General features: G+C 66.0%; 20 protein-coding genes. 8 read left to right on the top strand and 12 right to left on the bottom strand.

The annotated features are described in order from the left end of the window. Positions 1–53: 53 nt before the first annotated feature. Both ASD14_RS00665 and mutM read right to left on the bottom strand, forming a co-directional pair. Positions 54–617 (bottom strand): ECF-type sigma factor, encoded by a 564-nt coding sequence (locus tag ASD14_RS00665; protein WP_056127452.1) that lies wholly within the window; start codon positions 615–617, stop codon positions 54–56. A gap of 236 nt (positions 618–853) precedes the next feature. Beyond that, a complete protein-coding gene (gene mutM, locus ASD14_RS00670; RefSeq protein ID WP_056127456.1) occupies positions 854–1696 on the bottom strand; it encodes a bifunctional DNA-formamidopyrimidine glycosylase/DNA-(apurinic or apyrimidinic site) lyase in 843 nt (280 codons plus the stop codon). A gap of 283 nt (positions 1697–1979) precedes the next feature. Between mutM and ASD14_RS00675 the strand changes: the two genes are divergently transcribed. The 7 genes from ASD14_RS00675 (at position 1980) to rpmG (ending at position 6796) form a co-directional block, all read left to right on the top strand. Then, entirely contained in the window at positions 1980–3170 is a 1191-nt protein-coding gene (locus tag ASD14_RS00675; RefSeq protein WP_056127458.1) for a fatty acid desaturase, read from the top strand. Between the two features lie 89 nt (positions 3171–3259). Then, positions 3260–3598: an EF-hand domain-containing protein gene (locus tag ASD14_RS00680; RefSeq protein WP_056127460.1), complete on the top strand. Its 339-nt coding sequence runs from the start codon at positions 3260–3262 to the stop codon at positions 3596–3598. A gap of 236 nt (positions 3599–3834) precedes the next feature. Continuing rightward, positions 3835–4797 carry an NAD-dependent epimerase/dehydratase family protein gene (locus tag ASD14_RS00685; protein ID WP_056127463.1) on the top strand — a complete coding sequence of 321 codons (963 nt, stop codon included), beginning with the start codon at positions 3835–3837 and terminating at the stop codon, positions 4795–4797. 108 nt (positions 4798–4905) lie between these two features. Beyond that, positions 4906–5628 carry a glycosyltransferase family 2 protein gene (locus tag ASD14_RS00690; protein WP_056128751.1) on the top strand — a complete coding sequence of 241 codons (723 nt, stop codon included), beginning with the start codon at positions 4906–4908 and terminating at the stop codon, positions 5626–5628. Positions 5629–5677: 49 nt separating this feature from the next. Beyond that, the gene (locus tag ASD14_RS00695; protein WP_200947006.1) at positions 5678–6001 is read left to right on the top strand and encodes a lipid-A-disaccharide synthase N-terminal domain-containing protein; all 324 of its coding nucleotides are present in this window, start codon (positions 5678–5680) and stop codon (positions 5999–6001) included. A gap of 378 nt (positions 6002–6379) precedes the next feature. After that, a complete protein-coding gene (rpmB, locus tag ASD14_RS00700) occupies positions 6380–6616 on the top strand; it encodes a 50S ribosomal protein L28 (RefSeq protein WP_056127466.1) in 237 nt (78 codons plus the stop codon). Positions 6617–6631: 15 nt separating this feature from the next. Further along, positions 6632–6796: a 50S ribosomal protein L33 gene (gene rpmG, locus ASD14_RS00705; protein WP_036168663.1), complete on the top strand. Its 165-nt coding sequence runs from the start codon at positions 6632–6634 to the stop codon at positions 6794–6796. A 293-nt stretch (positions 6797–7089) separates the two neighbouring features. Here rpmG and ASD14_RS00710 read toward each other — a convergent pair whose 3' ends face one another. After that, positions 7090–9330, bottom strand: a complete 2241-nt coding sequence (locus ASD14_RS00710) for a M4 family metallopeptidase (RefSeq protein ID WP_157474933.1) — start codon at positions 9328–9330, stop codon at positions 7090–7092. 866 nt (positions 9331–10196) lie between these two features. On the opposite strand from ASD14_RS00710, the gene ASD14_RS00715 reads away from it, so the two are divergent. Continuing rightward, positions 10197–13664 carry a PAS domain-containing hybrid sensor histidine kinase/response regulator gene (locus ASD14_RS00715; protein ID WP_056127469.1) on the top strand — a complete coding sequence of 1156 codons (3468 nt, stop codon included), beginning with the start codon at positions 10197–10199 and terminating at the stop codon, positions 13662–13664. Positions 13665–13912: 248 nt separating this feature from the next. On the opposite strand, the gene ASD14_RS00720 is transcribed toward ASD14_RS00715, so the two are convergent. From ASD14_RS00720 to acs, 9 genes are all read right to left on the bottom strand, one after another. Further along, on the bottom strand, positions 13913–14467 hold the full coding sequence (locus ASD14_RS00720; RefSeq protein ID WP_056127471.1) for an NADPH-dependent FMN reductase: 555 nt from the start codon (positions 14465–14467) through the stop codon (positions 13913–13915). A gap of 224 nt (positions 14468–14691) precedes the next feature. Beyond that, positions 14692–16461, bottom strand: coding sequence for a GGDEF domain-containing protein (locus ASD14_RS15615; RefSeq protein WP_082538640.1), 1770 nt, complete (start codon positions 16459–16461; stop codon positions 14692–14694). 73 nt (positions 16462–16534) lie between these two features. Beyond that, the gene (locus ASD14_RS00735; protein ID WP_056127480.1) at positions 16535–16813 is read right to left on the bottom strand and encodes a hypothetical protein; all 279 of its coding nucleotides are present in this window, start codon (positions 16811–16813) and stop codon (positions 16535–16537) included. 76 nt (positions 16814–16889) lie between these two features. Next, complete coding sequence (locus tag ASD14_RS00740) at positions 16890–17732, bottom strand: SAM-dependent methyltransferase (RefSeq protein WP_255355002.1); 843 nt, start codon at positions 17730–17732, stop codon at positions 16890–16892. 206 nt (positions 17733–17938) lie between these two features. Continuing rightward, the gene (locus tag ASD14_RS00745) at positions 17939–18541 is read right to left on the bottom strand and encodes a GNAT family N-acetyltransferase (RefSeq protein WP_082538641.1); all 603 of its coding nucleotides are present in this window, start codon (positions 18539–18541) and stop codon (positions 17939–17941) included. Further along, complete coding sequence (locus ASD14_RS00750) at positions 18522–19802, bottom strand: pepsin-like aspartic protease (RefSeq protein WP_056127485.1); 1281 nt, start codon at positions 19800–19802, stop codon at positions 18522–18524. Before ASD14_RS00750 ends, ASD14_RS00745 begins: the two co-directional genes overlap by 20 nt. Before the next feature lie 31 nt (positions 19803–19833). Further along, positions 19834–20388, bottom strand: coding sequence for a hypothetical protein (locus ASD14_RS00755; protein ID WP_056127488.1), 555 nt, complete (start codon positions 20386–20388; stop codon positions 19834–19836). Positions 20389–20524: 136 nt separating this feature from the next. Next, positions 20525–21193 carry a response regulator transcription factor gene (locus ASD14_RS00760; protein ID WP_056127491.1) on the bottom strand — a complete coding sequence of 223 codons (669 nt, stop codon included), beginning with the start codon at positions 21191–21193 and terminating at the stop codon, positions 20525–20527. A 365-nt stretch (positions 21194–21558) separates the two neighbouring features. Beyond that, on the bottom strand, positions 21559–23508 hold the full coding sequence (acs, locus tag ASD14_RS00765; protein WP_056128759.1) for an acetate--CoA ligase: 1950 nt from the start codon (positions 23506–23508) through the stop codon (positions 21559–21561). Between the last annotated feature and the right edge of the window lie 127 nt (positions 23509–23635).

The raw sequence follows: 23635 nt of genomic DNA on the forward strand, positions 1-23635 counted from the left end.
TGCCTTCTCTGGGTGACCGAACGCAGGAGTGGCCCCTGCCGCTCCTGCCGCCGTCAGGAGTCCTTCAAGGACGCCAGCAGGAACATCCGCGCCTTCTGCCAGTCGCGACGGATGCTGCGCTCGGAGCGTTCGAGCAGGGCGGCGATTTCCAGTTCCGAGAGGCCGGCGAAGTAGCGCAGTTCCACCACCTGCGCGAGCTTCTGGTCGACCGCGGCGAGCTTGGTCAGCGCGGTGTCGAGGCCGAGGGTTTCCTCGTCCAGGCGCAGGCCGCCCTCGACATCCTCGGGCAGGTCGGTGACGCGGTGCAGGTCGCCGCCACGCTTCTGCGCCAGGCGCTGGCGGGCGTAGTCGACGACCACGCTGCGCATCGCCGAAGCGGCGTAGGCAAAGAAATGCGCGCGATCGTCGAACTTGGCTTCGCGGCGGCCGATCAGCTTGAGGTAGGCCTCGTGGACCAGCGCGGTGGCGTCGAGCGTCTGGCCATGCTGGCCGGCCAGTTGCCGCCGTGCCATGGAATGCAGCTCGGTGTAGAGGCGTGAGAGCACGTTGTCGAGCGCGCTGCGATCCCCCTCGCGGGCTGCATCCAGCAGCAAAGTGATGTCGGCGCTGTCCGTCATGTGCCACCTTCCCCTAAGTCGGGGCGACTATAAACCCATTCGTCGGAGGGGATCGCCGGCGTGGCCGCCTGCGGGGTTTTCGAGCGTTTATGCCGGCCCGCAGCAAGTACTTCTGATGATGCCCAGCACCGCGAAGCAATCACCTGGCCGCGGAGCGATCCAGCGCGGCTGGCGCGCTTCACCCGTAACGATGTCGAGCCGAGCGATCGCGCGCACGGCGCACGCTACGTGGATGCTTACTTCTGGCAATGCCCGCACCACACCGTCGCCCGCTGCCCGATCGCCGCCTGCTTCAAGGGCCGGCCGCAACGGGGACACGGCTCGCCGCCGCGCCCGTACGCCAACAGCTCCAGTTCGAAGTAGCCGGGCTCGCCATCCGGCTTGATGAAGTCGCGCAGCGTGGTGCCGCCGCGCTCGATCGCATATGCCAGGATCCGCTTCACCGCCGCGGCGAGCAGTGCGTAGCGTTCGCGCGACACCTTCCCCGCCGCGCGCAGGGGTGAGATGCCGGCTTCGAATAGCGCTTCGGCCGCATAGATGTTCCCCACGCCGACCACGACGCGCTGATCCATGAGGAACGTCTTCACCGGCGCCTTTCGGCCGCGGCTGAGCGCGAAGAGATAGTCGCCGTCGAGCGCGTCCGACAGCGGCTCCGGCCCGAGGTCGCGCAGCAGTTCATGCGTTTCCCCTGGCGGCTGCCACAGCAGGCAACCGAAGCGGCGAGGGTCGGTGAAACGCAGCACGCGCTGCGAATTCGAGGCGTTTCCTTGATGCGGTCCGGTGCCGAACACGATGTCGACGTGGTCGTGCGTCTTCACCGCCGTCGTCGCGGGGAGCACCCGCAGGCTGCCCGACATGCCCAGGTGCAGCAGGGCGCTGCCGGCCTGCGTGTCCAGCAGCAGGTACTTGGCCCGGCGCCGGATCGCGTCGATTTTCTGTCCCGGCAGCAGCTCGCGAACCTCGGCGGGGATGGGCCAGCGCAGGTTGGGGCGGCGCAGGGTCACGCCGGTGACGGTGCGGCCTTCGACGTGGGGTGCGAGGCCGCGGCGGGTAGTTTCAACTTCGGGTAATTCGGGCACTCAGGACCTCGCCATGCATTCATCTCGGGCCGCGGCGGCGGCGGCGCGGGGGCACGGCGTTGGCACGTCGTCCGCGGCGCGGCATCGCAACAGCTTAAAGGCCCGATCGGAGGCCACGGCCATTCAGCTTCAAACCTTGCTGAACCCCCGTCCGACCCCCATCACAGTCCCGGTTCCATACAGGGACGAACGTAACGCGGGGGTGGCAGAATTCCGCGCGGGACCGCGTCCTTTCATCCACCCCTTCGCCCGCGAAGGTGGCGCGTCCCGTTCCGGAGTTGTCATGCCCGCATCCCTGCTCGATTTCCTCGCCGGTGGCCTGTTGCAGGCCGGCTGGGTCAGCCTGCTGATCTATTTCCTGGTCGCCACGCAGCTCACCATCTTTTCGGTGACGCTGTACCTGCACCGCTCGCAGGCGCACCGCGCCGTCGACTTCCACCCGGCGCTGGCGCACGTCTTCCGTTTCTGGACGTGGCTGTCGACTTCGATGATCACGAAGGAATGGGCGGCGATCCACCGCAAGCACCACGCCAAGGTCGAGACCGAGGAAGACCCGCACAGCCCGCAGGTCAAGGGCATCAGGACCGTGTTCTGGCGCGGCGTCGAGCTGTACAAGGAAGCCCGCGCCGACCGCGAATCCATCGAGAAGTACGGCAAGGGCTGCCCGGACGACTGGATCGAGCGCCACCTCTACACGCCGCACGCGACGCTCGGCCCGACGCTGTATCTGTTCATCAGCTTTGCGTTGTTTGGTTTCGTGGGCGTCGCGTTGTGGGCGATCCAGATGGCGTGGATTCCGTTCTGGGCGGCGGGCGTCGTCAACGGGCTCGGCCACTGGTGGGGCTACCGCAACTTCGAAAGCGCCGACACCTCGACCAACCTCACCCCGTGGGGCGTGTGGATCGGCGGCGAGGAACTGCACAACAACCACCACGCGTTCCCGTCGTCGGCGAAGTTCGCGCTGCGCAAGTTCGAATTCGACATCGGCTGGGCGGCGATCCGCGTGTTCGAGGCCGTGGGCCTGGCCAAGGTGCTGCGCATCGCGCCATCGCTCGACGTGCGCCCGAACATTGCCATGCCCGACAGCGAAACGATCCGTGCGCTGCTCGCGATCCGCTTCCAGGCGATGACCGACTACTACCGCAGCGTCACCCTGCCCGCACTGCGCGAAGCGAAGGTCAAGCTGCCGCGTCCGCTGCGCCGCGGCCTGGCCGACGGCGGCCGCTGGCTCGACGACGAAAAGCGCGCGCGCCTGCAGGCATGGTTGGCCGAAAGCCCGCGCATGGCGCAACTCGCCGAATTCCGCGCCAAGCTCTCGCAGGTGCTCGATGAGCGCTCGCACGACGCGCAGGCCACGCTCGCCCGCCTGCAGGCGTGGTGCGCCGAAGCCGAGGCGTCGGGCAACGCGGCGCTGCAGGCGTTCTCGATGCGCCTGAAGGGCTACGCGCTGGCACCGGCGCGCATCGGCGCGTAATGCCGCGGTATCACGCAATGCATTCGGAAGGGGCGGCGACGCCCCTTTCGTATTTTTCGGTTCAGCGGAGCTCCGGCACATTCCGCCGCATGTTTTCGCAAATCCACATCGCTGCCTGCGTGGGCCTGCTGTATCCGGCGATCGCGTCGGCGCAGGTCACCGCAACGGGCGAGTATCTCGCCCGCATGGACACCGATGGCGACGGCCGAATCGCGCTGGCCGAATACCAGGCGTGGATGGGTTACGCCTTCGAACACATGGACGCCAATCGCGACGGGCAACTCACCGCCGACGAACTGCCGGGGGGCAAGGGGCGCACGATCAGTCTTGCCGAACATCGCGAGTCACTGGCCGCGATGTTCCGCCGCCAGGACGCGGATGGCGATGGCTTCCTCAGCGCGAAGGAACTTGCTGCGCCACCGCGCTGATCTGCGCCTTGTGGAGCGGAGCTTGCTTCGCTGCTTTTGCGTCCATGGCGCCAGCTGCTCCACTGCTTCTGTATTCAAAACACCCGAGCCGGCCTGATGCACCTCGCCGACGCCGTCCGGACAAGCCCGGATCCATCAGGAGCACAGCAGCCGGGCAAGCACCGATCTGCAAAGCTCCGTGCGGACGAGAAGACGATGTAAAAGGGAACGTCGCCCACGTTCACTACAATGCCCGCATGACCATCCTCGTTACCGGCGCAGCCGGCTTCATCGGCGCCTACGTGTGCCGCGCACTCAAGGACCGCGATGCCGTGGTCGGCATCGACAGCTTCAACGACTATTACGATCCGCAGCTCAAGCGCGATCGCGTCACGGCGTTGTGCGCGGATATCGACATCCGGCAGATCGACCTCACCGATCGCGGCGCGCTGGAAGCATTGTTCGACGAAGTGCAGCCATTGCGCGTCGTACACCTCGGAGCGCAGGCCGGCGTGCGCTATTCGTTGAGCAACCCGCACGCCTACGTCGACAGCAACCTGGTCGGCTTCGTCAACATGCTCGAGCTGTGCCGCCATCGCGGCGTGCAGCACCTGGTGTACGCGAGTTCGTCGTCCGTGTATGGCGATTCGGCGAAGCCGCCGTTCTCCGAGGACCAGCGCGTCGACCAGCCGCGTTCGCTGTACGCGGCGACCAAGGCCGCGAACGAACTGATGGCCCACACCTACGCGCATCTCTATGGCCTGCGCGCGACCGGCCTGCGCTTCTTCACCGTCTACGGCCCCTGGGGCCGCCCCGACATGGCGCCGCTGCTGTTCTCGCGCGCGGTGCTGGCGGGGCGCCCGATCGAGGTGTTCAACCACGGCCGGATGCGCCGGGACTTCACTTTCATCGACGACATCGTCGCGGGCGTGCTGGGCGCGCTGGATCATCCGTCGCAGGAAGATCCACCGCACCGCGTGTTCAACCTCGGCAACCACACGCCGGTGGAACTGGAGCGCTTCATTACGGTGATCGAACAGGCTGCAGGCAAGCCCGCGCAGAAGATCTACCGCGAGATGCAGCCGGGCGACATGATCGAAACCATGGCCGACACCTCGCGCGCGAAGGCGGCGTTCGGCTTCGAACCGGCGACTTCGATCGAGGAAGGACTGCCGCAGGTCGTGGCCTGGTGCCGCGATTACTTCGGCGACCGCGCCTGAGCGTCCCGCCGCTGCGCTGACGCCGTAACCCGCGGGCGGGTACGATGCACGCCCATCCGCCCCGTTCAGCCGCGTCCCGCACGCGACCGCAGTGTCCTGATGCCCGCCTTGCAGCAGCCCCAAATCTCCGTGGTCGTGCCCGTGTTCAACGAGCAGGACAATGTCGCGTCGCTGGTCCACGAAATCGTGGCGGCGCTGCGTGGCGTGGCGTCGTTCGAGATCGTCTACGTCGATGACCACTCGCGCGACAGCACGCTGGCGGTGCTGCGCGAGCTAAAGACGCAGGTGCCAGAACTGCGCGTGCTTCACCACGTTACCCAGAGCGGGCAGAGCACCGCGATCCGGACCGGCGTAAGGGCAGCCCGCGGCGAATGGATCGCCACGCTCGACGGCGATGGCCAGAACGATCCGGCCGACATTCCGAAGCTGATCGCCGAACGCGCGCAGGCGCTGCCCGACGTGAAGCTGTTCGCGGGTTGGCGCGTCAATCGCCAGGACACCGGCAGCAAGCGCTGGGCGTCGAAATGGGCCAACGCGATCCGCGCACGCATGCTGCGCGACGACACCCCCGACACCGGCTGCGGCATCAAGCTGTTCGAACGCGCGGCGTTCCTCGACCTGCCGTACTTCGACCACATGCACCGCTACCTGCCGGCCCTGATGCAGCGCGCCGGATGGAAGACGGTGAGCGTGCCCGTCAATCACCGTCCACGCACCGCGGGCGTGTCCAAGTACAACAATCTCAATCGCGCGCTGGTGGGTATCCGCGACCTGCGCGGCGTGGCGTGGCTGATCACGCGCAGCAGGCGCACGGCCGTCGAGGAGGTCTGAGATGTTGCTGATGGCCCTGTCCGCGACCATTCAAGGCGGCGCGGACTTCATGAACTCGTCGATCGGCTGGCTGGAATGGACCGGCCTGCACATGTCGCCGTGGAAAATCATCGGTCTCACCGGCGCGCTGATGTTCGGCGGGCGCTGGCTGGTGCAGTTCGTTGCCAGCAAGCGCCAGGGCAAGCCCGTGATCCCACGCCTGTTCTGGTACATGAGCATCGTGGGCAGCCTGATGACGCTGGCCTACTTCATCTTCGGCAAGAACGATTCGGTCGGCATCCTGCAGAACCTGTTCCCGGCGTTCACGGCCTGCTACAGCCTGTGGCTGGACATCCGGCACCGGGGTTGGAAGCGGGACAAGGCGACGCACTGACGCCTTTCCCTTCTCCCGGCCTGCGGGGAAAAGGTGCCCGCATCGCCCAGCCCCTCACCCTGCGTTGCTGCGCGACGCTGTCCCTCGCGGGGCGCGGGGCGCGGGGCGCGGGGCGAGGGAAGAGGCGAGACGACCTCCCGCGAAGGCGGTGCCCCTGTGGATAACCCTTGCCCGGCCTTCCCCGCACATGCATAATGCGCGGCTCGCTGCGTCCGGTCGCCTTCAGGCATGACCGGGCGGGACCGGAACCACGATTCCCTCCCGCCGCCGGCAGCGGACCAATCCTGACCCGAATCGTGAGCCGCCACAGACCATCGCGGGCGGAGGGGCCGCCGCCTCCCTGGCCAAGGGAAGCATCAAATACCTTTCGAGGTGCGTATGTCCCGAGTTTGCCAAGTAACCGGCAAGCGTACGACGACCGGCAACAACGTCTCGCACGCAATGAACAAGACCCGCCGCCGTTTCCTCCCGAACCTGCATGAACGCCGGTTCTGGGTTGCCAGCGAAAACCGCTGGGTGAAGCTGCGTCTTTCCACGGCTGCCCTGCGCACCATCGACAAGAACGGCATCGATGCCGTCCTGGCCGACCTGCGCAAGCGCGGCGAGAAGATCTGAAGGAGGATCTGAATCATGGCTTCCAAGCGCGACAAGATCCGCCTGATCTCCTCGGCCAACACCGGCCACTTCTACACCACCGACAAGAACAAGAAGAACACGCCGAACAAGATGGAGGTCAAGAAGTACGACCCCGTCGTTCGCAAGCACGTGATCTACAAGGAAGGCAAGATCAAGTGACGTTTTGGCCCCTTCGCGCTGTGCGCGAAGGGCTTTGCCAAAACGTCATCCCCGCATGCTCCTGGCGGGGATCCAGTGACTTTGCTGTTGATGTCGCTGTTGCCCTTGTTCGAAGAAGCCCGCCGCAAGGCGGGCTTCTGCTTTTCCGGGTGAGATAAAACGAAGAGCAAAGTCACTGGATCCCCGCTTTCGCGGGGATGACGAGCAACAGCACAGCACAGCACAAACAAAAGCCCCGGCCGAAACCGGGGCTTATGCATTCCAGGATGCGTGAAAAAAACACCCTCAACCCATCAGAACGTGACACTCCAGCTATTGATATAGCCCGTGTCCTGCGACGCGTTGTCGTTCACGCGCAACTTCCACGTGCCGTTCAAGGCTTCGGTCGAGAGGTTCAGCGTCACGGTCTTGTTGATGTTGTCGGTGCTCGAACCGGTGTGGTTGTGGATGTTGTACAGCGTGCCGTCCGGCGCGACGAGGTCGACCTTCAGGTCGCCGATGTACGTATGCACGATCGCAACGGTCACCGACGCATTGCTCGGTGCATTGCCGCTGCGGCCCGACACGGTGATCGGCGAATCCACTGTCGCGTTGTCGTTGATCGCGTAGTCGGTCGTGTTGCTGTACGTCTGCGTGCCGCCACCGCCGCCGGTGCTGTAGCTGCCGGTCAGGCTCATGCCCGAGTAGGTGCTGTAGGCGTGGATGGTGACGTAGTACGTGCCGGCTTGCGCCGTGGTGATGTTGCAGGTCTCGGCGGTGGTGCTGCCTTCCGACTTGCAGTCGTACGACGTCGTGGTCGGCTGCGAACCGAACTTCACGTACAGGTCCGCATCGCCCGTGCCGCCGGAGGTGACGAACTTCAGGCCGGTCGCTCCGGCCGGCACGTCCAGCTTGTAGAACTTGTCCGCACCCGTCGACGCGCCGATGCCCGTCACCGCGACGCCATTGCTCAACGCCGTCACGGTACCGCCACCACCACCGCCCGAGCAGCTCACGCCCACGACGTTGAATGCCGCGGTCACGTCCGCCTTGTTCAGGCCCACGTCCTGCGCGGCGGTTTCGACGCCGCACGCGCCCTGGTTGAAGGTGGAGCTCGCGGTCCAGTACAGCGCGTTCGCGCGTGCGAAGACCTTGAACGCCTTCGGCGTGTCCCAGCCCGCGGTCTTGGCCAGCGTGCAGAACGCCTTGTTGTAGACGCCCGAGGAGTAGTGCACGTCGAGGCCGCTGGTGTACTGCGAGGCATGGTCGATCGAGCCGCCGTCCGCGGTCGGATTGCACATGTATCGCAGCGCGCCGCTGGACGATTTGAAGATGTCGCGGCCGACATCGAAGTCGTTCGATCCCTTCCAGTAGAACTCCGTCGCTTCGCCGCCCATGTCGGAGAAGGCTTCGTTCATGCCGCCCGACATGCCCGAGTAGGTCAGGTTCGAATGCTGCTCGGTGAAGCCGTGCGACACCTCGTGGCCGGCCACGTCGACGCTGACCAGCGGATAGAACGTGCTGGCGCCGTCGCCGAAGCTCATGTTCGAGCCGTTCCAGAACGCGTTCTCGTAACTGCTGCCGTAATGCACGCGCATGACCAGCTGGAAGCTGAGCGCGTTGTAGCCGGTGTACGCCGGATACATCTTGGTGATCACGCCGCCGAAGAAGTGCGCATCGTTGATCGGTGCGTATGCGCCGTTGATGGCCTTCGTCGTGTTGCGCGGGCAGGTGTACGCCCATGCTGTCGTGCTGGTGCCGGTGCTGCCGTTGAGGTTCACCGACTTCACGCTGGTGTTGTTCATCGTGCAGGTGGAGCCGCTCTGCGTGACGTCGAGGTAGCCGTAGCGGCCGCCCGAACCCCACTCGTACTGCCCGGTCTTGCTGTTGCCGCCGGGACCGGTACCGATGTCGGCATGCGTCAGGCCCTCCCACTGCTTCAGCACGCGGCCGCTGTTGGCATCGACGATCACGAACGGACGCGTCGGTGCGCCGCCCTGCGAGGAGTCGCCGAAGTAGGACACGACATACACCAGGTGCGCACGGTCGTTGTCGTCGACCCAGATCATCTGTTCCGACTTCTCGTTCTCGGTGCGCATCGAGGTCGCGCGGTTGCCGAGACCGGCCTTCCTGCCGATTGCCAGTGCCTGCGAACGATCGAGCTTCGCCGCCGCCGCGGGCAGTTCGCGTGCAAGACCATCGACGCGGTTGCCGAACAGAGCGCGCACGTTGCCGGTGCGGTCTTCGGCGACGATCACCTGCTCACCGAACACGGGAATGCCGCGGAAGGTCTGCTGGTAGCGGCGCACGGAGCCGTTGCTCGTGTCCGTGTTGAGCAGGGTGAGGTTCGAATCGGCTTCCAGGCCGAGCATCTCGGCGTGGCGGTCCGCGGCGTTGGCGGCGACGCCCGCGCGCGCAGTGGCGGCCTTGTACTGCGATTCCAAACGCTTGGCGTCCTGCTTGTGCAGGTCGACGCGCGAGGCGGCGAGCGCCGGCGTGCAGATCAGCGCGAACGCCAGCGGCGTCAGCGCGAGTAGGTTCAACTTGCGTTCCACAACTCTCTCCTTGGAAACAATGGGAATAGCGAAATCGCCGCCGGCTGCATCCACAGCGCGAACAGGCGATCGGGGGAAACCGGCGAAGTCTGGTTGCCAAGGGCGGAACAGGGCCGCCCGCAAGAAGTGCAGATACAGCAAAGCCGTGAGCGCTTGCCGGCGCGCGTTCGACGGAATTCCGCGCGTGTCAGGCGCGAAGGAAAGACGTCGGAGGCTTACGGCGCGCCGTCGGCGCGAACGCGCATCGCACGGCGTGCTGCACGAATGACGAAGGAAGGCAGGGCGGGCGGGAGACGGACGGGCTGCATGGGTGACTCCGAGTCGGAACGACTGTGTCGTCACCGGCGGTCACACAGGTCATTCCGGAGGTCCGGAGCGCACTTCCCTGTGTCATCGCGTCGCTTCCGGTCGCGCCCGCTGGTGCGGGAAGGCGTGGAAGGTGACGACGAGTGGACGACCGGCCCTGGTCTCCACTCCTGCCGCGGCCCATGCGGCGCGCGCATCCTGCACGTTGCGTTCCTGTGCATGCACGCCGCGTTGCAGCAATGCGGTGGCGTCGGGTGGCTGCAGATCGCCTGCTTTTCACCTCCCCTTTGCGCGCACTGCACGGGGATGCTGGGAGGTGCCTTTTGAGGTTGCCGTTGGTTGTCCTGCCAACCAGCACCGCAACGGCACTCGCGCGTCCGGCGCTCGACCGTGCAACGGAGAGAGCAATCGCGACGCCCGCCAGGAGATGCACCGTCGTGGGGTGCCTGGATTCAGCATCTACGACTTTGGTTGCGCCAACGGCCGCGCCCCATAAACCGCGCCGTACACTCGCTGCATGAAGGCGCGGCGTCGGGCGCCAGCAAAAGGGTGGAGACAGCATGATCCCGGGCTGGATGCTGCTGCTGGTGTCGTTGGGCTATGTCGGCCTGCTGTTCACCGTCGCCTACATCGGCGACCAGCGCGAACCCGGATCGAAGCAGCAGCAGCGCTGGCTGCGCCCGCTGGTGTATTCGCTCGCCCTCGCGGTCTATGCCTCGTCGTGGACGTTCTACGGCGCGGTCGGTACCGCTGCGCGTACCGGGCTCGGCTTCCTGCCGATCTATCTCGGCCCGCTGCTGATGCTGGTGTTCGGCTGGCGCATCCTCGAACGCCTGGTACTGATTTCCGGCGAGCACCGCATCGTCTCGATTGCCGACTTCCTGTCGTCGCGTTATGGCCGCGCGCCGGGTCTCGCAGCACTGGTCGCCGCCGTCGCGCTGATCGCCGCGGTGCCGTACGTCGCGTTGCAGTTCAAGGCCGTCGCGTTGAGCGTGTCGGTGCTCGCGCCGGGCAGCGAGAAGGTGTTGCCCGGCGATCCCGCGCTGTATGTCGCGCTGCTGCTCGCGGTGTTCGCGATCCTGTTCGGTACGCGGCAGATCGACGCGACCGAACACCATCGTGGGATGGTGCTTGCCGTCGCGCTCGAATCGCTGGTGAAGCTGCTCGCCTTCGTCGCGATCGGTGTCTTCGCGATGGCGCACCTGCCTGGTACCGGCAACACGATCGATCGCGTCGTGCAGGCCTCCGACGTCGTCTTCGCGCAGGGCATGCCCGCGGGCTTCGTCGCTCAGACGCTGCTCGCGTTCGCCGCGATCGTGTGCCTGCCGCGGCAGTTCCATGTCGCCGTCGTCGAATGCCAGGACGCGGGCGACCTGCGTCCCGCGCGCTGGTTGTTCGGCGGGTATCTCGTGATCGTCAGCCTGCTGGTGGTGCCGATCACGCTCGCCGGACAATCGCTGCTCGCGGGCACCGGTGCGTCGCCCGACACCTACGTGCTCGCGCTGCCGTTGTCGCTCGACCACAACGCGCTCGCGCTGATGGCTTACGTCGGCGGCTTCTCCGCCGCGACGGGCATGGTGATCGTGGCGAGCGTCGCGCTGGCGACGATGGTGAGCAACGACCTCGTGATGCCGCTGCTGTTGCGAAGCGGCGCCTTGCACGAAGGCGCGAGTATCGATCGCCAGGTGCTCTGGGTGCGCCGCGTGACGATCGTCGCGCTCGCATTGATGGCGTACGCCTACCACCGTGGTTCGGCCGGCGAAACACTGGCGCAGCATGGTCTGCTCGCCTTTGCCGCGGTGGCGCAGTTCGCGCCCGCGCTGATCGGCGGCCTCTACTGGCGCGGCGCGAGCCGCGTCGGCGCGTTCACCGGATTGCTGCTCGGCGCGCTGCTGTGGGCGTACACGCTGATGCTGCCCGCGCTCGCGCGCGCGGGCTGGCTCGATACCGCATGGCTCGTCGATGGTCCGCTCGGCATCGGTTGGCTGCGGCCCGAGCAACTGCTCGGCCTGCGCGGCTGGGATGCGCTCACGCACGGCGTGGTGTGGTCGCTGCTCGCCAACACCGGCGCCTTCGTGTTCGTGTCGGCGTGGAAGCGGCCGCGCCTGCAGGACCAGTTGCTCGCCACCTCGTACCTCGATCCCTACGCGCAGCGTTCAGCGCTCGGTCCCGGCGGCTGGGCCGGCAGCGTGCGCGGCGGCGAACTGCTCGCGCTCGCCGAACGCATCGTCGGCGAGCGCCACGCCCGCCGCGCCTTCGAGGAATACGCACGCGGACGAGGCCGCGTGTGGCATCCCGAACACCCCGCCGACCGCGCGCTCGCGCAGTTCACCGAACGCCTGCTCGCCTCCGCGATCGGCGCCGCCTCTGCGCGACTCACGCTCACCACCGCATTGCGTGGCTCGGGCATGGAACTGGGCGAAGTCGTGTCGCTGCTCGACGAAGCGAGCCAGGAGCTGCGCTTCAACCGCCAGGTACTGTCGACCACGCTGGAAAACATCAGCCAGGGCGTGAGCGTGGTCGACGCCGAAATGCGCCTGGTCGCATGGAACCGCCGCTACCAGGAACTGTTCGGTTATCCCGACGGCATGCTCTACGTCGGCCGTCCGGTGAGCGATCTCATCCGCTGGAACGCGCTACGCGGCGAGATGAGCACCGGACCGTTGTCGCCCGCCGGCGTCGAAGAGCAGGTGCGCCGCCGCCTCGCCCACCTGCGCGCGGGCTCGCCGCACCTGTTTGAACGCGTGCGCGCGAGCGGACAGGTGATCGAGATGCGCGGCCAGCCGCTTCCAGGCGGCGGCTACGTGACCAGCTACAGCGACGTGACCGATTACAAGCGCGCCGAAGCCGCGCTGCGCGAAATCAACGAGACCCTTGAGCAGCGCGTCGAGCTGCGCACCCGTGAAGCCGAAGCCGCGCAGCAATCGAAGACCCGTTTCCTCGCCGCGGTGAGCCACGACGTGCTGCAGCCGCTGAACGCCGCACGCCTGTTCGCGTCCGCACTGCGCGAGAGCGGTGTCAACGGCGAACAGTCGCGTCTCGCCGAACGCGTTGATGCGTCCCTGCGCGCGGCGGAAGAACTGCTCGACGGCCTCCTCGACATCTCGCGCCTGGAAGCCGGCGCGCTGCAGCCCGAACGCACCGACTTCGACGCCGGCGAACTGCTGCGCGAGCTCGCCACGCAGTACACACCCATGGCCGCAGAGCGTGGTCTGCAGTTGCGCGTGCGCCTGCGCGACGAATCGCTGCCCGTGCACACCGATCGCCGCCTGCTGCGCCGCGCGCTGCAGAACTTCCTCGCCAATGCATTGCGTTACACCCGCAACGGCGGCGTGCTGATGACCGCGCGAATTCGCGACGGTGCCGTCGTGCTGCAGGTATGGGACACCGGGCCGGGCATTTCCGAACACCACCTCGACCAGATCTTCGAGGAATTCCGCCGATTCGAAACGCCCGGCAGCAGCGGCGAACGCGGGCTCGGGCTGGGCCTGTCGATCTGCCAGCGCATCGCGCGCACGCTCGAACATCCGCTCGCGGTGCGTTCGCGCGTGGGTCACGGCAGCATGTTCGCGATCACCGTGCCGTTCGGCCGCGCGCAGTTCGCCGCGCCGCAGGACGAAGCACGCAACGAGATGCCGGCGGACTCGCTCGCCGGGCTGCATGTGCTGTGCATCGACAACGACCGCGAGATCCTCGACGGCATGCGTGCGCTGCTCTCGCGCTGGGAAGCGCATGCGCTGGCTGCCGCCGACGTCGATGAAGCACTGGCGCAACTCGACGCGCAGATTCCCGATGTGCTGCTGGTCGATTACCACCTGCACGACCGTCTCGATGGCCTCGGCCTGATCGACCTGCTGCGCGAGCGCATCGGCCGCGACATCCCCGCGGCACTGGTGACCGGCGACGGCAGCGACGCGGTGAAACTCGCCGCGCGCGAACGCGGCTGCGTGGTGTTGACTAAACCGGTCAAGCCGGCTTCGTTGCGGGCTTTGCTGGCGTCGGTAAGGCAGGTGGCAGCGGTGGGGTGACGCGGTTATCCCCCGCCCTGCTTGCGGGGAGAGCCAGCTTCGTTCGACACACCGGCGATTACCCTCGCCCCGCTTGCGGGGAGAGGGACAGCGTTGCGAAGCAACGCAGGGGGGCGTGGCGCAGGTGCTTGAGGCAACAGCAAAAGCAGTCCCCTCATCCGCCTTTCCCCTCAGCGGCTGTCGCCGCTTCGACCTTCTCCCCGCAAGCGGGGAGAAGGGAGATCGAGGTTCGGGCTGTCGCATGCAACTCAGTCCCCCGCGTGCTTCCGGACAAACGCCAGGTACTTGTCCATCCACCCCTGCACGAACTCCCGGCTCGCCTCGCCAACCCCGCCGTCGCCCGCGAAGAATCCTTCCTTCGCCTGCAGGAACGCCTCCGGCTGCCCCAGCACCGCCACGTCCAGATACGCCAGCACATTGCGCAGGTGTTGCTGGGCCAGCGCGGTGCCGATCGTGCCGACGGAAATGCCGATCACCCCAGCCGCCTTGCCGGCAAAAGCGCTCTGGCCGTACGGACGCGAGGCGTGGTCGATCGCGTTCTTCAGCACGCCGGGGATCGAGCGGTTGTATTCGGGCGTGACGAACAGCAGGCCGTCTGCTTCGCGAATCTCGGACTTGAGCCGCAGCACCGGTTCGGCCTGGCGCGCGTCGTCGTCCTGGTTGTAGAGGGGGAGGTCGTCGATGCGCGAGGTGCGGAACTCGAATTCGGGCGGCGCCAGCTTCGCCAGCGCGGCCGCCAGCTGCTTGTTGAAGGAATCCTTGCGCAGGCTGCCGACGAGGACGGCGATGGTGTACTGGCTCATGGGGGCTCCGGTTTGAAGGACGTTGGCAGGGACGTCCATCGTGCCGGGACAGGTGTTAAGCGAAGGCAGCCGCGGGGAGGCCGTAGTCGACGCAGCGGGCTCAAGTCCGAGAGTGCAGGGAGTCGAAGGTTGCTTGAGCCCGCCTACGAAGCACGTGGATCGCCACAAACAACGAAGGCGGGGAAATCCCGCCCTCGTCGTACCTGGTTATGTCGCAACGCGCCTTACGCGGTCACCTGCTGCGTGCGCACCAGCACCGGGCGTTCTTCGTGGCTGCAGACGCGATCGCGGCCTTCGGCCTTGGCGCGGTACATCGCACGATCGGCATGCATGAAAAGATTCTCGAAGTCGTGGCCGCACAGCTTGGTCGTCGCGCAGCCGTAACTGGCGGTGATCACCGGAACTTCGTCGTCGAACTGCGACGTATCGATCGCGGCCAGCTGCCTGCGGCATTCCTGCGCAATGCGCTCGGCCGCGTGCAGGTCGCCGCCGCAGGTGAGGATGGCAAATTCCTCGCCACCCAGCCGGCCGAACAGGTCGCCTTCGCGGCACGAGACCTGGCACGCGGCGGCCACCTGCTTGAGCACCCAGTCGCCGGTGGCGTGGCCGTAGCGGTCGTTGATGCGCTTGAAGTTGTCCAGGTCCAGCAGCACCAGCGCGGCCTCGCGGTTCGCCGTTTCGCAGCGCGCCAGCTGCGCCTCGGCCTGCTCGCGGAAGTGGCGGCGGTTGCTGACGCCGGTGAGGCTGTCCACCTGCGCCTGGCGGCGGAACATCACCTGCACGCGCTTGACCTTGTAGGCCCAGTACGCGCCCACGCCGAGCACCATCAGCAGCATCGCGACGAACAGGCGGTTGTTGATCGCCGACTTCTTCGAGATTTCCTGCTGCAGGCGCAGGACTTCGTTCTGGCGCTGAAGCAGTTCGATCGACTGGTTCTTCTGCTGCAATTCGTTGCGACTGAGTTGAAAGGCGAATTCGCGCGCCTTGACCTCATCTAGTCGCGCCTTGTCGGCTTCCGCGTACTGACGATAGTGGCTAAGAGCTGCCTTCAAATCATTGCGACGCAACGCGACTTCGTAGAGAACCTTATGGGCGGTGACCTGTGGCAACGAATATCCGCCATTTACGCTTCCGGCCAATGCTGCCTGGGCATGTTTTTCCGCCTCGCTCAGGTTCCCCATGGTCAAACGATATTCGGCAATCAACCCATGGATCTCCCCGATAAGGCGCGGATATCCGGTTGCCTCAACCGCAGGCAGATGTGCTTCCAACAGTTCGGCGGCTTGCGCAACCTGCCCTTTTGCCGCCCATCGACGCGCTAAATATCCGCGCAAGGAGTTTGATGGAATGGGTTCTTTCTGCTTTTCGCAGTCGGCAATCGCTTCATTGATCTCACTTTCGCTCAACTCTGAGCCAAGACCATAAAGAGCTTCAAATCGTACTTGCCTAGCGAGGCAGCGGTTTCGGGGAGCTGGATCCTGCGCCAAGAGCTGCTCTGCGTAATTTTGACCTAGAGCGTACTGTCCGTGTTGGTTGTACAGCACGGCAGCAACGCCTAGGCCGGTTTGCCGGAGTTCCGAGTCCTGGACGCGATCTGACAGTTGGAGAGCCGTCTCGAGACTGCGCAGCCCCAGCGAGAAATCTCGGGTTATCGCGGTTGTATTTGCAATCAGCAGATTGGCCCTGAACCTGATTGCTACATCGCTGGCATCGTTGCGTACCTCAATAGCCTGTTGAACCGCGAGGTCGTATCGCCCCTTCATGATCAGTTGATAGGCCTTGAGCAGGCGAAATTGCCACTGTTGTTCCTTGGTCGCGCTCGCATGCTGCTCTTCGATTTGCGCTAACGCAGCGGCAAAAGCCTTTGGGTCGGCGCTACGCGCCGCTTCGGCCTGCTTGAGCAGGCCTTGGATGTCGCCGGCATTCGCCGCCATTGGCAGGAATATCACGAGGCACAGACTTGCCAATGAAATCGTTCTAAGCATCCTGAGCATGATTGCGTTCCTTTGCTAAACGGTCGGGCCCGCGGCCCGACCAGTTGTCTAATAAAGCGGCAACCAAGCCCTATCAAGCAGCTTTGGAGCTTGGCTCCTGTTCGGGAGTGTCGTTGTCATCCTGCTGCTCGTCGCCTTCCTTCGGTTCTTCGTTGTCGGCGGGGAAAACCATGCAACACATTGCACCGCGTGCATCCAGTTCCCGGCAAAGGAGCGCGACATCTCGCTCCAGCAATGCCTTCCGGATTAGTGGGGCGAGATTCGCGCTCGCAATCAACGCGGTGAATTCTTCCGATGACGATGCCTTCGGATTGCGGGCTAAGGCTTCCAGGAACTGCACGACGTTGGACATCTTCGACTCCTACTGCTGATGGGTGAACGGCGAAGTGGGACTGGAGCGGCAACGTGCGTTGCCGCTGGAGTTGCGATTAGTCGGGAACAGTGGCAGCCGCTTTCGCCCCGGCCCGCTCGATCGCCTCGATCCGCGCCAGCATTGCCTCGTCGCGTTGCAGCGGCGCGCTCGGCGGCACCACCAGGGTCGAATGCATGTGCAGCGGCGTGTCGGGCAGCTCGCTCAGCGGCACGGTGTCCATGCGCGGCTGGGTGATCGGCAGGGTGGCGGCTTCGTAGACGGTGACGGGGTGGTCGGGCGGGTAGTCCTCGCGCAGGCGTTCGACCAACAGGCGGCGATATTCCGGTCCGGTGGCAAAGCGGCGGTAGCTGCGGTCGCCGGCGATGCCGACCTGCCACAGGACCAGATAGGCAGAAGGGTCGATGCGGCGGCGGTAGAACATGAACTGGCTGGCTTCGAAGTGCGCGCAGCCGACGCGGCCAGGGTCGACGCCGAGGTCGGCGTACAGGCAGTCCTCGGCGGAGACGCCGGGTTCCATGTGGGCGTGGAAGCCTTCGCGGCGAGCCTGGGCGATGGCGTCGTGCGGGACCTTGGCGAACACGCCGGGGTGGCCGTAGAAGGCGCCGCAGACGGTGCGGCCGGCGCGGACCTCGTCGAGCATGGCTTCGACCATCTCGCGGTAGGTCTGGTGGCGCGGCTTGCCTTCGGCGTAGTGCGGCTGGAGGCTGCGGACGTCGCGGTGCATCTGCTGCAGCCACAGTTCGACCACCGGGTCGGACACGGCGGCGAAGACCACGTCGGCCTGTTCGATATGCGCGCGGGCGCGCGGGCCCAGGTGGGCGCCGAGCATCATCCCCAGTCCGACGCAGGCCAGCTGGCCCGGCTTCGGCGCGTTCTTCTCCCCAGCAGGCGTCTCCACGCGCTGCACTCCCCTGAAGTAACCGGGGGACGATACGCCTGCGGGGAGCGGGTTTGCAAAATCGGTCACATTGGAAGGCGGCCCCTCACCCTGCGTTGCTGCGCAACGCTGTCCCTCTCCCCGCAAGCGGGGCGAGGGATCGCATTTCGATGGCTTGAACGCAGCGAAACCATCGAACCCGATAAGAGCGATGGGTTTCGCTGCGTTCAAGCCATCCTGGGAGGAGCGTGGTTTTGCTGTTGGTGCCACACGGCGCGCGGCAACTCCCAGCGGCACAGGCTCCTGTCGCTCACCTTGTCCGGTGTGCGCACGAAGCCGAATCGATCGAGTAACCGGTCGATAAGGAGTGCATGGTCGTCGTCCGGGCGCTGCGCGTAGATCAACGACAGGTTCATGCCGGTGAAGCCGTGCGCGAGCAGCGGTACGAATGCTTCGCTCGAGATCCCTCGGTTCCACCAGCCGTTGCGCAGCATCACGCCGAGTTCCGCGCTGTCGCCGCTGCGCAGCAGGGCCGCCATGCCGATCGCTGCGGCGCTGCCATCAAGCTTGCCGTCATCAAGCATCCTGCTGTCATCAAGCATGTAGTCGATCGCCCAGAAACGATGCCCCGGCGCTTCCTTCGCATTGTGCTTGCACGCGCGCGCGAAACTCTGCGCGGCGGCTTCCGCTGATAGCGGCGGCAGGATGCGGCGCATCACATCCGGGTCGGTGTAGAGATGGCAGAACATCGCTTCGTCGCGCGCTTCCATCAGCCGCAACCGCAGCCGCGGCGTCTCCAGCACCACCATCTCAGCTCGACCAAGCGGCATCGGCGCCGCGTGCCTTCGCCACGCGGATGCAGCCGGCGGCGCCGGCGCTGCGATCGAACACGCAATAGCGTTCCGACAGGAAGGGCAGGCCGAGGATGGTCTGGTTGGGCCAGTTGGGGAGCTGGTTCATCAGCAGGAACCAGGCCTGTCCCGCGCGCATCGCATTGCGTGGCCAATAGTGCTCGTCGGTGCAGGTGAGCCGGGTTTCGCTGCCGTCCGGCGCCTGCAGGTAGAAGTGGAGCGCGGGCCAGGCGAGCGCGTCGACGTCCGCGTTCGCGATGCCCTGTTGTTGCGCGAACGCCTGCTGGAAGCGTTCGGCCACCGCCGGCAGGCGCGCGTCGTGTTGGGCGAAGGCGGCGATCACGGCAGCGTAGAGCGAGGCTTCGAGGATGACGAAGCTGCAGCCGGTGTCGATGATCGCGTTGCTCGCGGCGCGGTGTTGGAACTTCGGATCGAGCGGCGGCGCGGCGATGCGCGGGCCGTCGCCGACCTGCACCGCGATCAGGTTCGCGTTGTAGTAGACGTCGTCGACGAGTTGGATGGTGCTGAATTCGCCTTCGTGCAGGCGGTAGCCGTGGTCTTCCTCGTGGTGCTCCGAACCGCCAAGCACGAGCACGCCCTGGTTGCGCGGATCGGCGGTGAGCAGCGCGAGGTCGGCGCTGTCGTCTTCGACATGAAGGAGCGGACGGCGCACGAGCAGGGCGAAGCGGTTGTCGATGCGGCCGGTTTCCGCGAGCGCGGTGAATAGCGGGGTGATGGTGACGCGCGGCTGCTGCTTCAGCAGGGTGCCGAAGTCGGCGAGGCTTTCGTCCTCGCGATCGAACGGCCACGGCCAGGTGAGCGGCGGATCGATGCCGCGTTCGTGCAGGTAGTCGCGCACGTCGTGCGCGGTATTGAGGCAGCTGTAGGCGAGACCGAAGAGGCCGTCGGCATCACGCAGGTCCTGCGCCTTGGCTTCGATGCGGGAGAATTGCGCGGCGTCGAGGCGCACGCTGCCGTGCCTGCCGTCGAAATGCACTTCCGCCGAGAGCACCGGCCCGGCCCATGTGCCTACGCCGTAGCGCACCTGCTGCGCGCACGAGGTGGGCTGGTGGCTTTCATCGTGATTCGGATCGTAGACGTGCGGCAGCACGACGAGCGTGCTGCTGCCGGTATCGAGCACGAAGTTGCCCGGGTGCTGGCCGCGGCCGATGCAGAGGCTGACGGTGTAGGCGCCCTTGGCGTAGGCGAGGGTAATGGGGAGGTGGAGGGCGCGGGTCATGCGGGCGCGGTGATGCCGGAATCGCGGGATGTCACTTGCGGCCGGTTTCGGTCATTCGCGCGTTCACGATCGCCGCCCAGCCGCTGCCCTTGAGCTCCTGCGCGAGCCAGTGCAGCAGGCGGCCTTCTTCCTCATACGACGTGATGGGTTCGAACGTGCCCTTGTCGCGGCGGAACAGCCCGCCCTTCGCCAGGACCAGCTTGTAGCTGCCGGCATACGCCGCCCGGCCGGCCTCCACGGTGAACGCCTTGTCGCCCGGCCTGGCATCGAGGGCGAAGAACTTGTTGCCGGAGAAGAAGCCGATAAGGCTGTAGATGCCAGGCGTGAGGTTGGCGGAGTAGAACTCGCCGTGGTTGTAGGTCACCGTCGCCTTCTCGCCGCCGGAGCCCATGTACATCCGCGTGGGCTTGATGCGCATCAGGACCACGTGGGTGACCGCGAGGTCCGAATCGGTGATGTCGAACGAGCCGAACGCGATGCCGGTGCCCGGTTCGACGTGGTCGTTCCCGCCGGCAGCGAAGGCCAGCCCGGTCGCCAATAGCAGGGCCGTCGCCAGCCATGCCTGGAACATGCGTTGCAGTTTCATGGGATCCCCGATGGTGTCGTCATGACGTCGTGCGGCTTCGCCGCGTCGGCCGCGAGAGTACTGCATGGCGGACGCGCAGGCCTGCGCCGCGTTTGCGTTCCGGATGCATTACCCGGCGCGAAGGATGGCGGGCGAATTACTCCAGCTCTTCCGGCGGCGGCACTATCGCGCTGGGGTCCAGTGCGAGGCGGCCGGCGATCAGCACCGCCTGCGTGCGGTTGTTCGCGCCGAGCTTGCGCAGGATCGCGGTGACGTGGGCCTTGATCGTTGCTTCGGAGACGCCGAGGTCGAAGGCGATCTGCTTGTTGAGCAGGCCGCTGCCAAGCATCTGCAGGACGCGGAACTGCTGTGGGGTGAGATCGCGCAGGCGGTGCGCGGCATCGTGTTCGTCGGGCGTGGTCGCCGGGGCGTTGAGCGCGGCGGGCGGGGCCCAGCGGTCGCCTGCGAGCACGATGGAAATCGCTTCGCCGAGCGTCTTCGCATCGGCGGACTTCGGAATGAAGCCGATCGCGCCATGGTCGAGGGCGCGGCGCATCACGGCGGGTTCTTCGCGCGCGGACACGACGACGATGGGCAATTGCGGATGCAACGCGCGCAGGTGCACGAGCGCGGAGAAACCGTGCGCGCCAGGCATGTTGAGGTCGAGCAGGAGCAGGTCGGCGTCGGGTTCGGATTCGACCAGCCGATAGAGCGCGTCGACGTTCTCGGCTTCACGCAGGTGCGCGTCGGGCAGCACGCGCGCGACGGCGCCGCGCAGGGCTTCGCGGAAGAGGGGATGGTCGTCGGCGATCAGTAGCGTGGGCATTGGCTTGCAGCTCCTGCTTGCTCGTCATTCCGCGGGTGGTGCTTGCTCGTCATCCCAGCGAAAGCGGGGATCCATCTTTTTTATGTTGCTCTCGCCCTGCTCGTCATTCCCGCGAAAGCGGGAATCCATCTTGATCTTGCTTTCGCCTTTGCTCGTCATTCCCGCGAAAGCGGGAATCCAGTGACTCTGCTCTTTGCTTCAAGTTCCAACCGCAACAGCCAAGACACTGGATGACCGGACATTCGTCCGTGGAAAAGACGCCTGCTTCGCGGGAATGACGAGCAAAAGCAACGAAGACACAAACGACACGACGACCGTCAAAACAAAGCTGCATCCCGGCATGCGCCGGGATGACGAGCAGGAAACTACGGCACCCGCCGATGCTGCACCAGCGACTCCACCACCGAAGGATCCGCCAGCGTGCTCGTATCCCCCAGCTGGTCCGGCGCGTTCTCCGCGATCTTGCGCAGGATGCGGCGCATGATCTTGCCGCTGCGCGTCTTCGGCAGGCCGGGGGCCCACTGCAGGTGGTCGGGCGCGGCGATCGGGCCGATTTCCTTGCGCACGTGGGCGACGAGCTCCTTGCGCAGCTCTTCGCTGTCCTGCTCGCCGGCGAGCAGGGTGACGTAGGCGTAGATGCCCTGGCCCTTGATGTCGTGCGGGAAACCGACGACCGCGGCTTCGGCGACTTTCGGATGCGACACGAGCGCGCTCTCGACTTCCGCGGTGCCGATGCGATGGCCGCTGACGTTGATGACGTCGTCGACGCGGCCGGTGATCCAGTAGTAGCCGTCGGCGTCGCGGCGGCAGCCGTCGCCGGTGAAGTACATGCCCGGGTACGTCTTGAAGTAGGTGTCGATGAAGCGCTGGTGGTCGCCGTAGACGGTGCGCATCTGGCCGGGCCACGAATCGGTGAGCACCAGGTTGCCCGCTGCTTCGCCCTCGAGGATGGCGCCGTTGGCGTCGACCAGCGCGGGCTGCACGCCGAAGAACGGTTTCGTCGCCGAGCCGGGCTTCGCATCGATCGCGCCCGGCAGCGGCGTGATCAGGATGCCGCCGGTTTCGGTCTGCCACCACGTATCCACCACCGGACAGCGCGAATCGCCGACGGTTTCGTAGTACCAGCGCCACGCTTCGGGGTTGATCGGTTCGCCGACGGTGCCGAGCAGGCGCAGCGATGCGCGCGACGTGCGCTTCACCGGTTCGTCGCCTTCGCGCATCAGCGCGCGGATCGCGGTCGGCGCGGTGTAGAAGATCGTGACCTTGTGCTTGTCGATCACTTCCCAGAAGCGCGACACGGTCGGGTAGTTCGGCACGCCTTCGAACACCAGCGCGGTCGCGCCGTTGGCGAGCGGGCCATAGACGATGTAGCTGTGGCCGGTGACCCAGCCGACGTCGGCGGTGCACCAGTAAATGTCGTCTTCGCGCAGGTCGAAGACGGCTTCGTGCGTATAGCTCACCCACACGAGATAACCGGCGGTGGTGTGCAGCACGCCCTTGGGCTTTCCGGTGGAACCGGAGGTATAGAGGATGAAGAGCGGGTCTTCCGCGTTCATGCGCTCGGGTTCGCACTGGTCGCTCTGGCCTTCGACGACGGCGTCGTACCAGCGGTCGCGCGGCATCTGCATGTCGACGGCGGCGCCGGTGTGGCGCACGACCAGCACGGTTTCGACCGAATTGGTGCCCGGCAGTTTCAGTGCGGCGTCGACGTTCGCCTTAAGTGGCACCTTCTTGCCGCCGCGCAGCCCTTCGTCGGCAGTGATGATCAGCTTCGACTGGCAGTCGTCGACTCGATCGGCGATCGACTGCGGCGCGAAGCCGCCGAACACCACCGAATGCACCGCGCCGATGCGCGCGCACGCGAGCATCGCCACCGCAGCCTCGGGAATCATCGGCAGGTAGATGGTGACGCGGTCGCCCCTCGAAACGCCGAGCGCGCGCAGCGCATTGGCGAGCCGGCACACGCGCGCATGCAGTTCGCGATAGGTGACGTGCTGTGCAGGTTTGGATGGATCGTCCTGTTCGAAGATCAGTGCGGTCTTGTCGCCGCGCGTGGCGAGGTGCCGGTCGAGGCAGCTCACGCTGGCGTTGAGCTCGCCATCGGCGTACCAGCGGATGTGGAAATCCTCGGGCCGGAAGCTCACGTCCTTGATCTGCGTCGGCGCCTTCATCCATTCGATGCGGTGGGCGACGTCGGCCCAGAAGGCGTCGGGCTCGCGCACGGACTGCGCGTAGAGGCGCTCGTAATCGTCGCGCTTGATGCGCGCCCTGGCGGCGAACGCGTCGGGAACGGGATACAGATCAGGCTGCGACATGCGCACGCTCCGCTTGCGGGGGAGGACAAGTGTGCCGCAAGCGGCCGCGCGGTGGGGTCTTAGACCTTCGTCGTAGCGGCTTGCGGACGAGGTACCCGGACCATGGTCGATGCTGCACTGCAGCTTC

The organism is Lysobacter sp. Root494 (genome assembly GCF_001427225.1).
Lineage (GTDB): Bacteria > Pseudomonadota > Gammaproteobacteria > Xanthomonadales > Xanthomonadaceae > Agrilutibacter.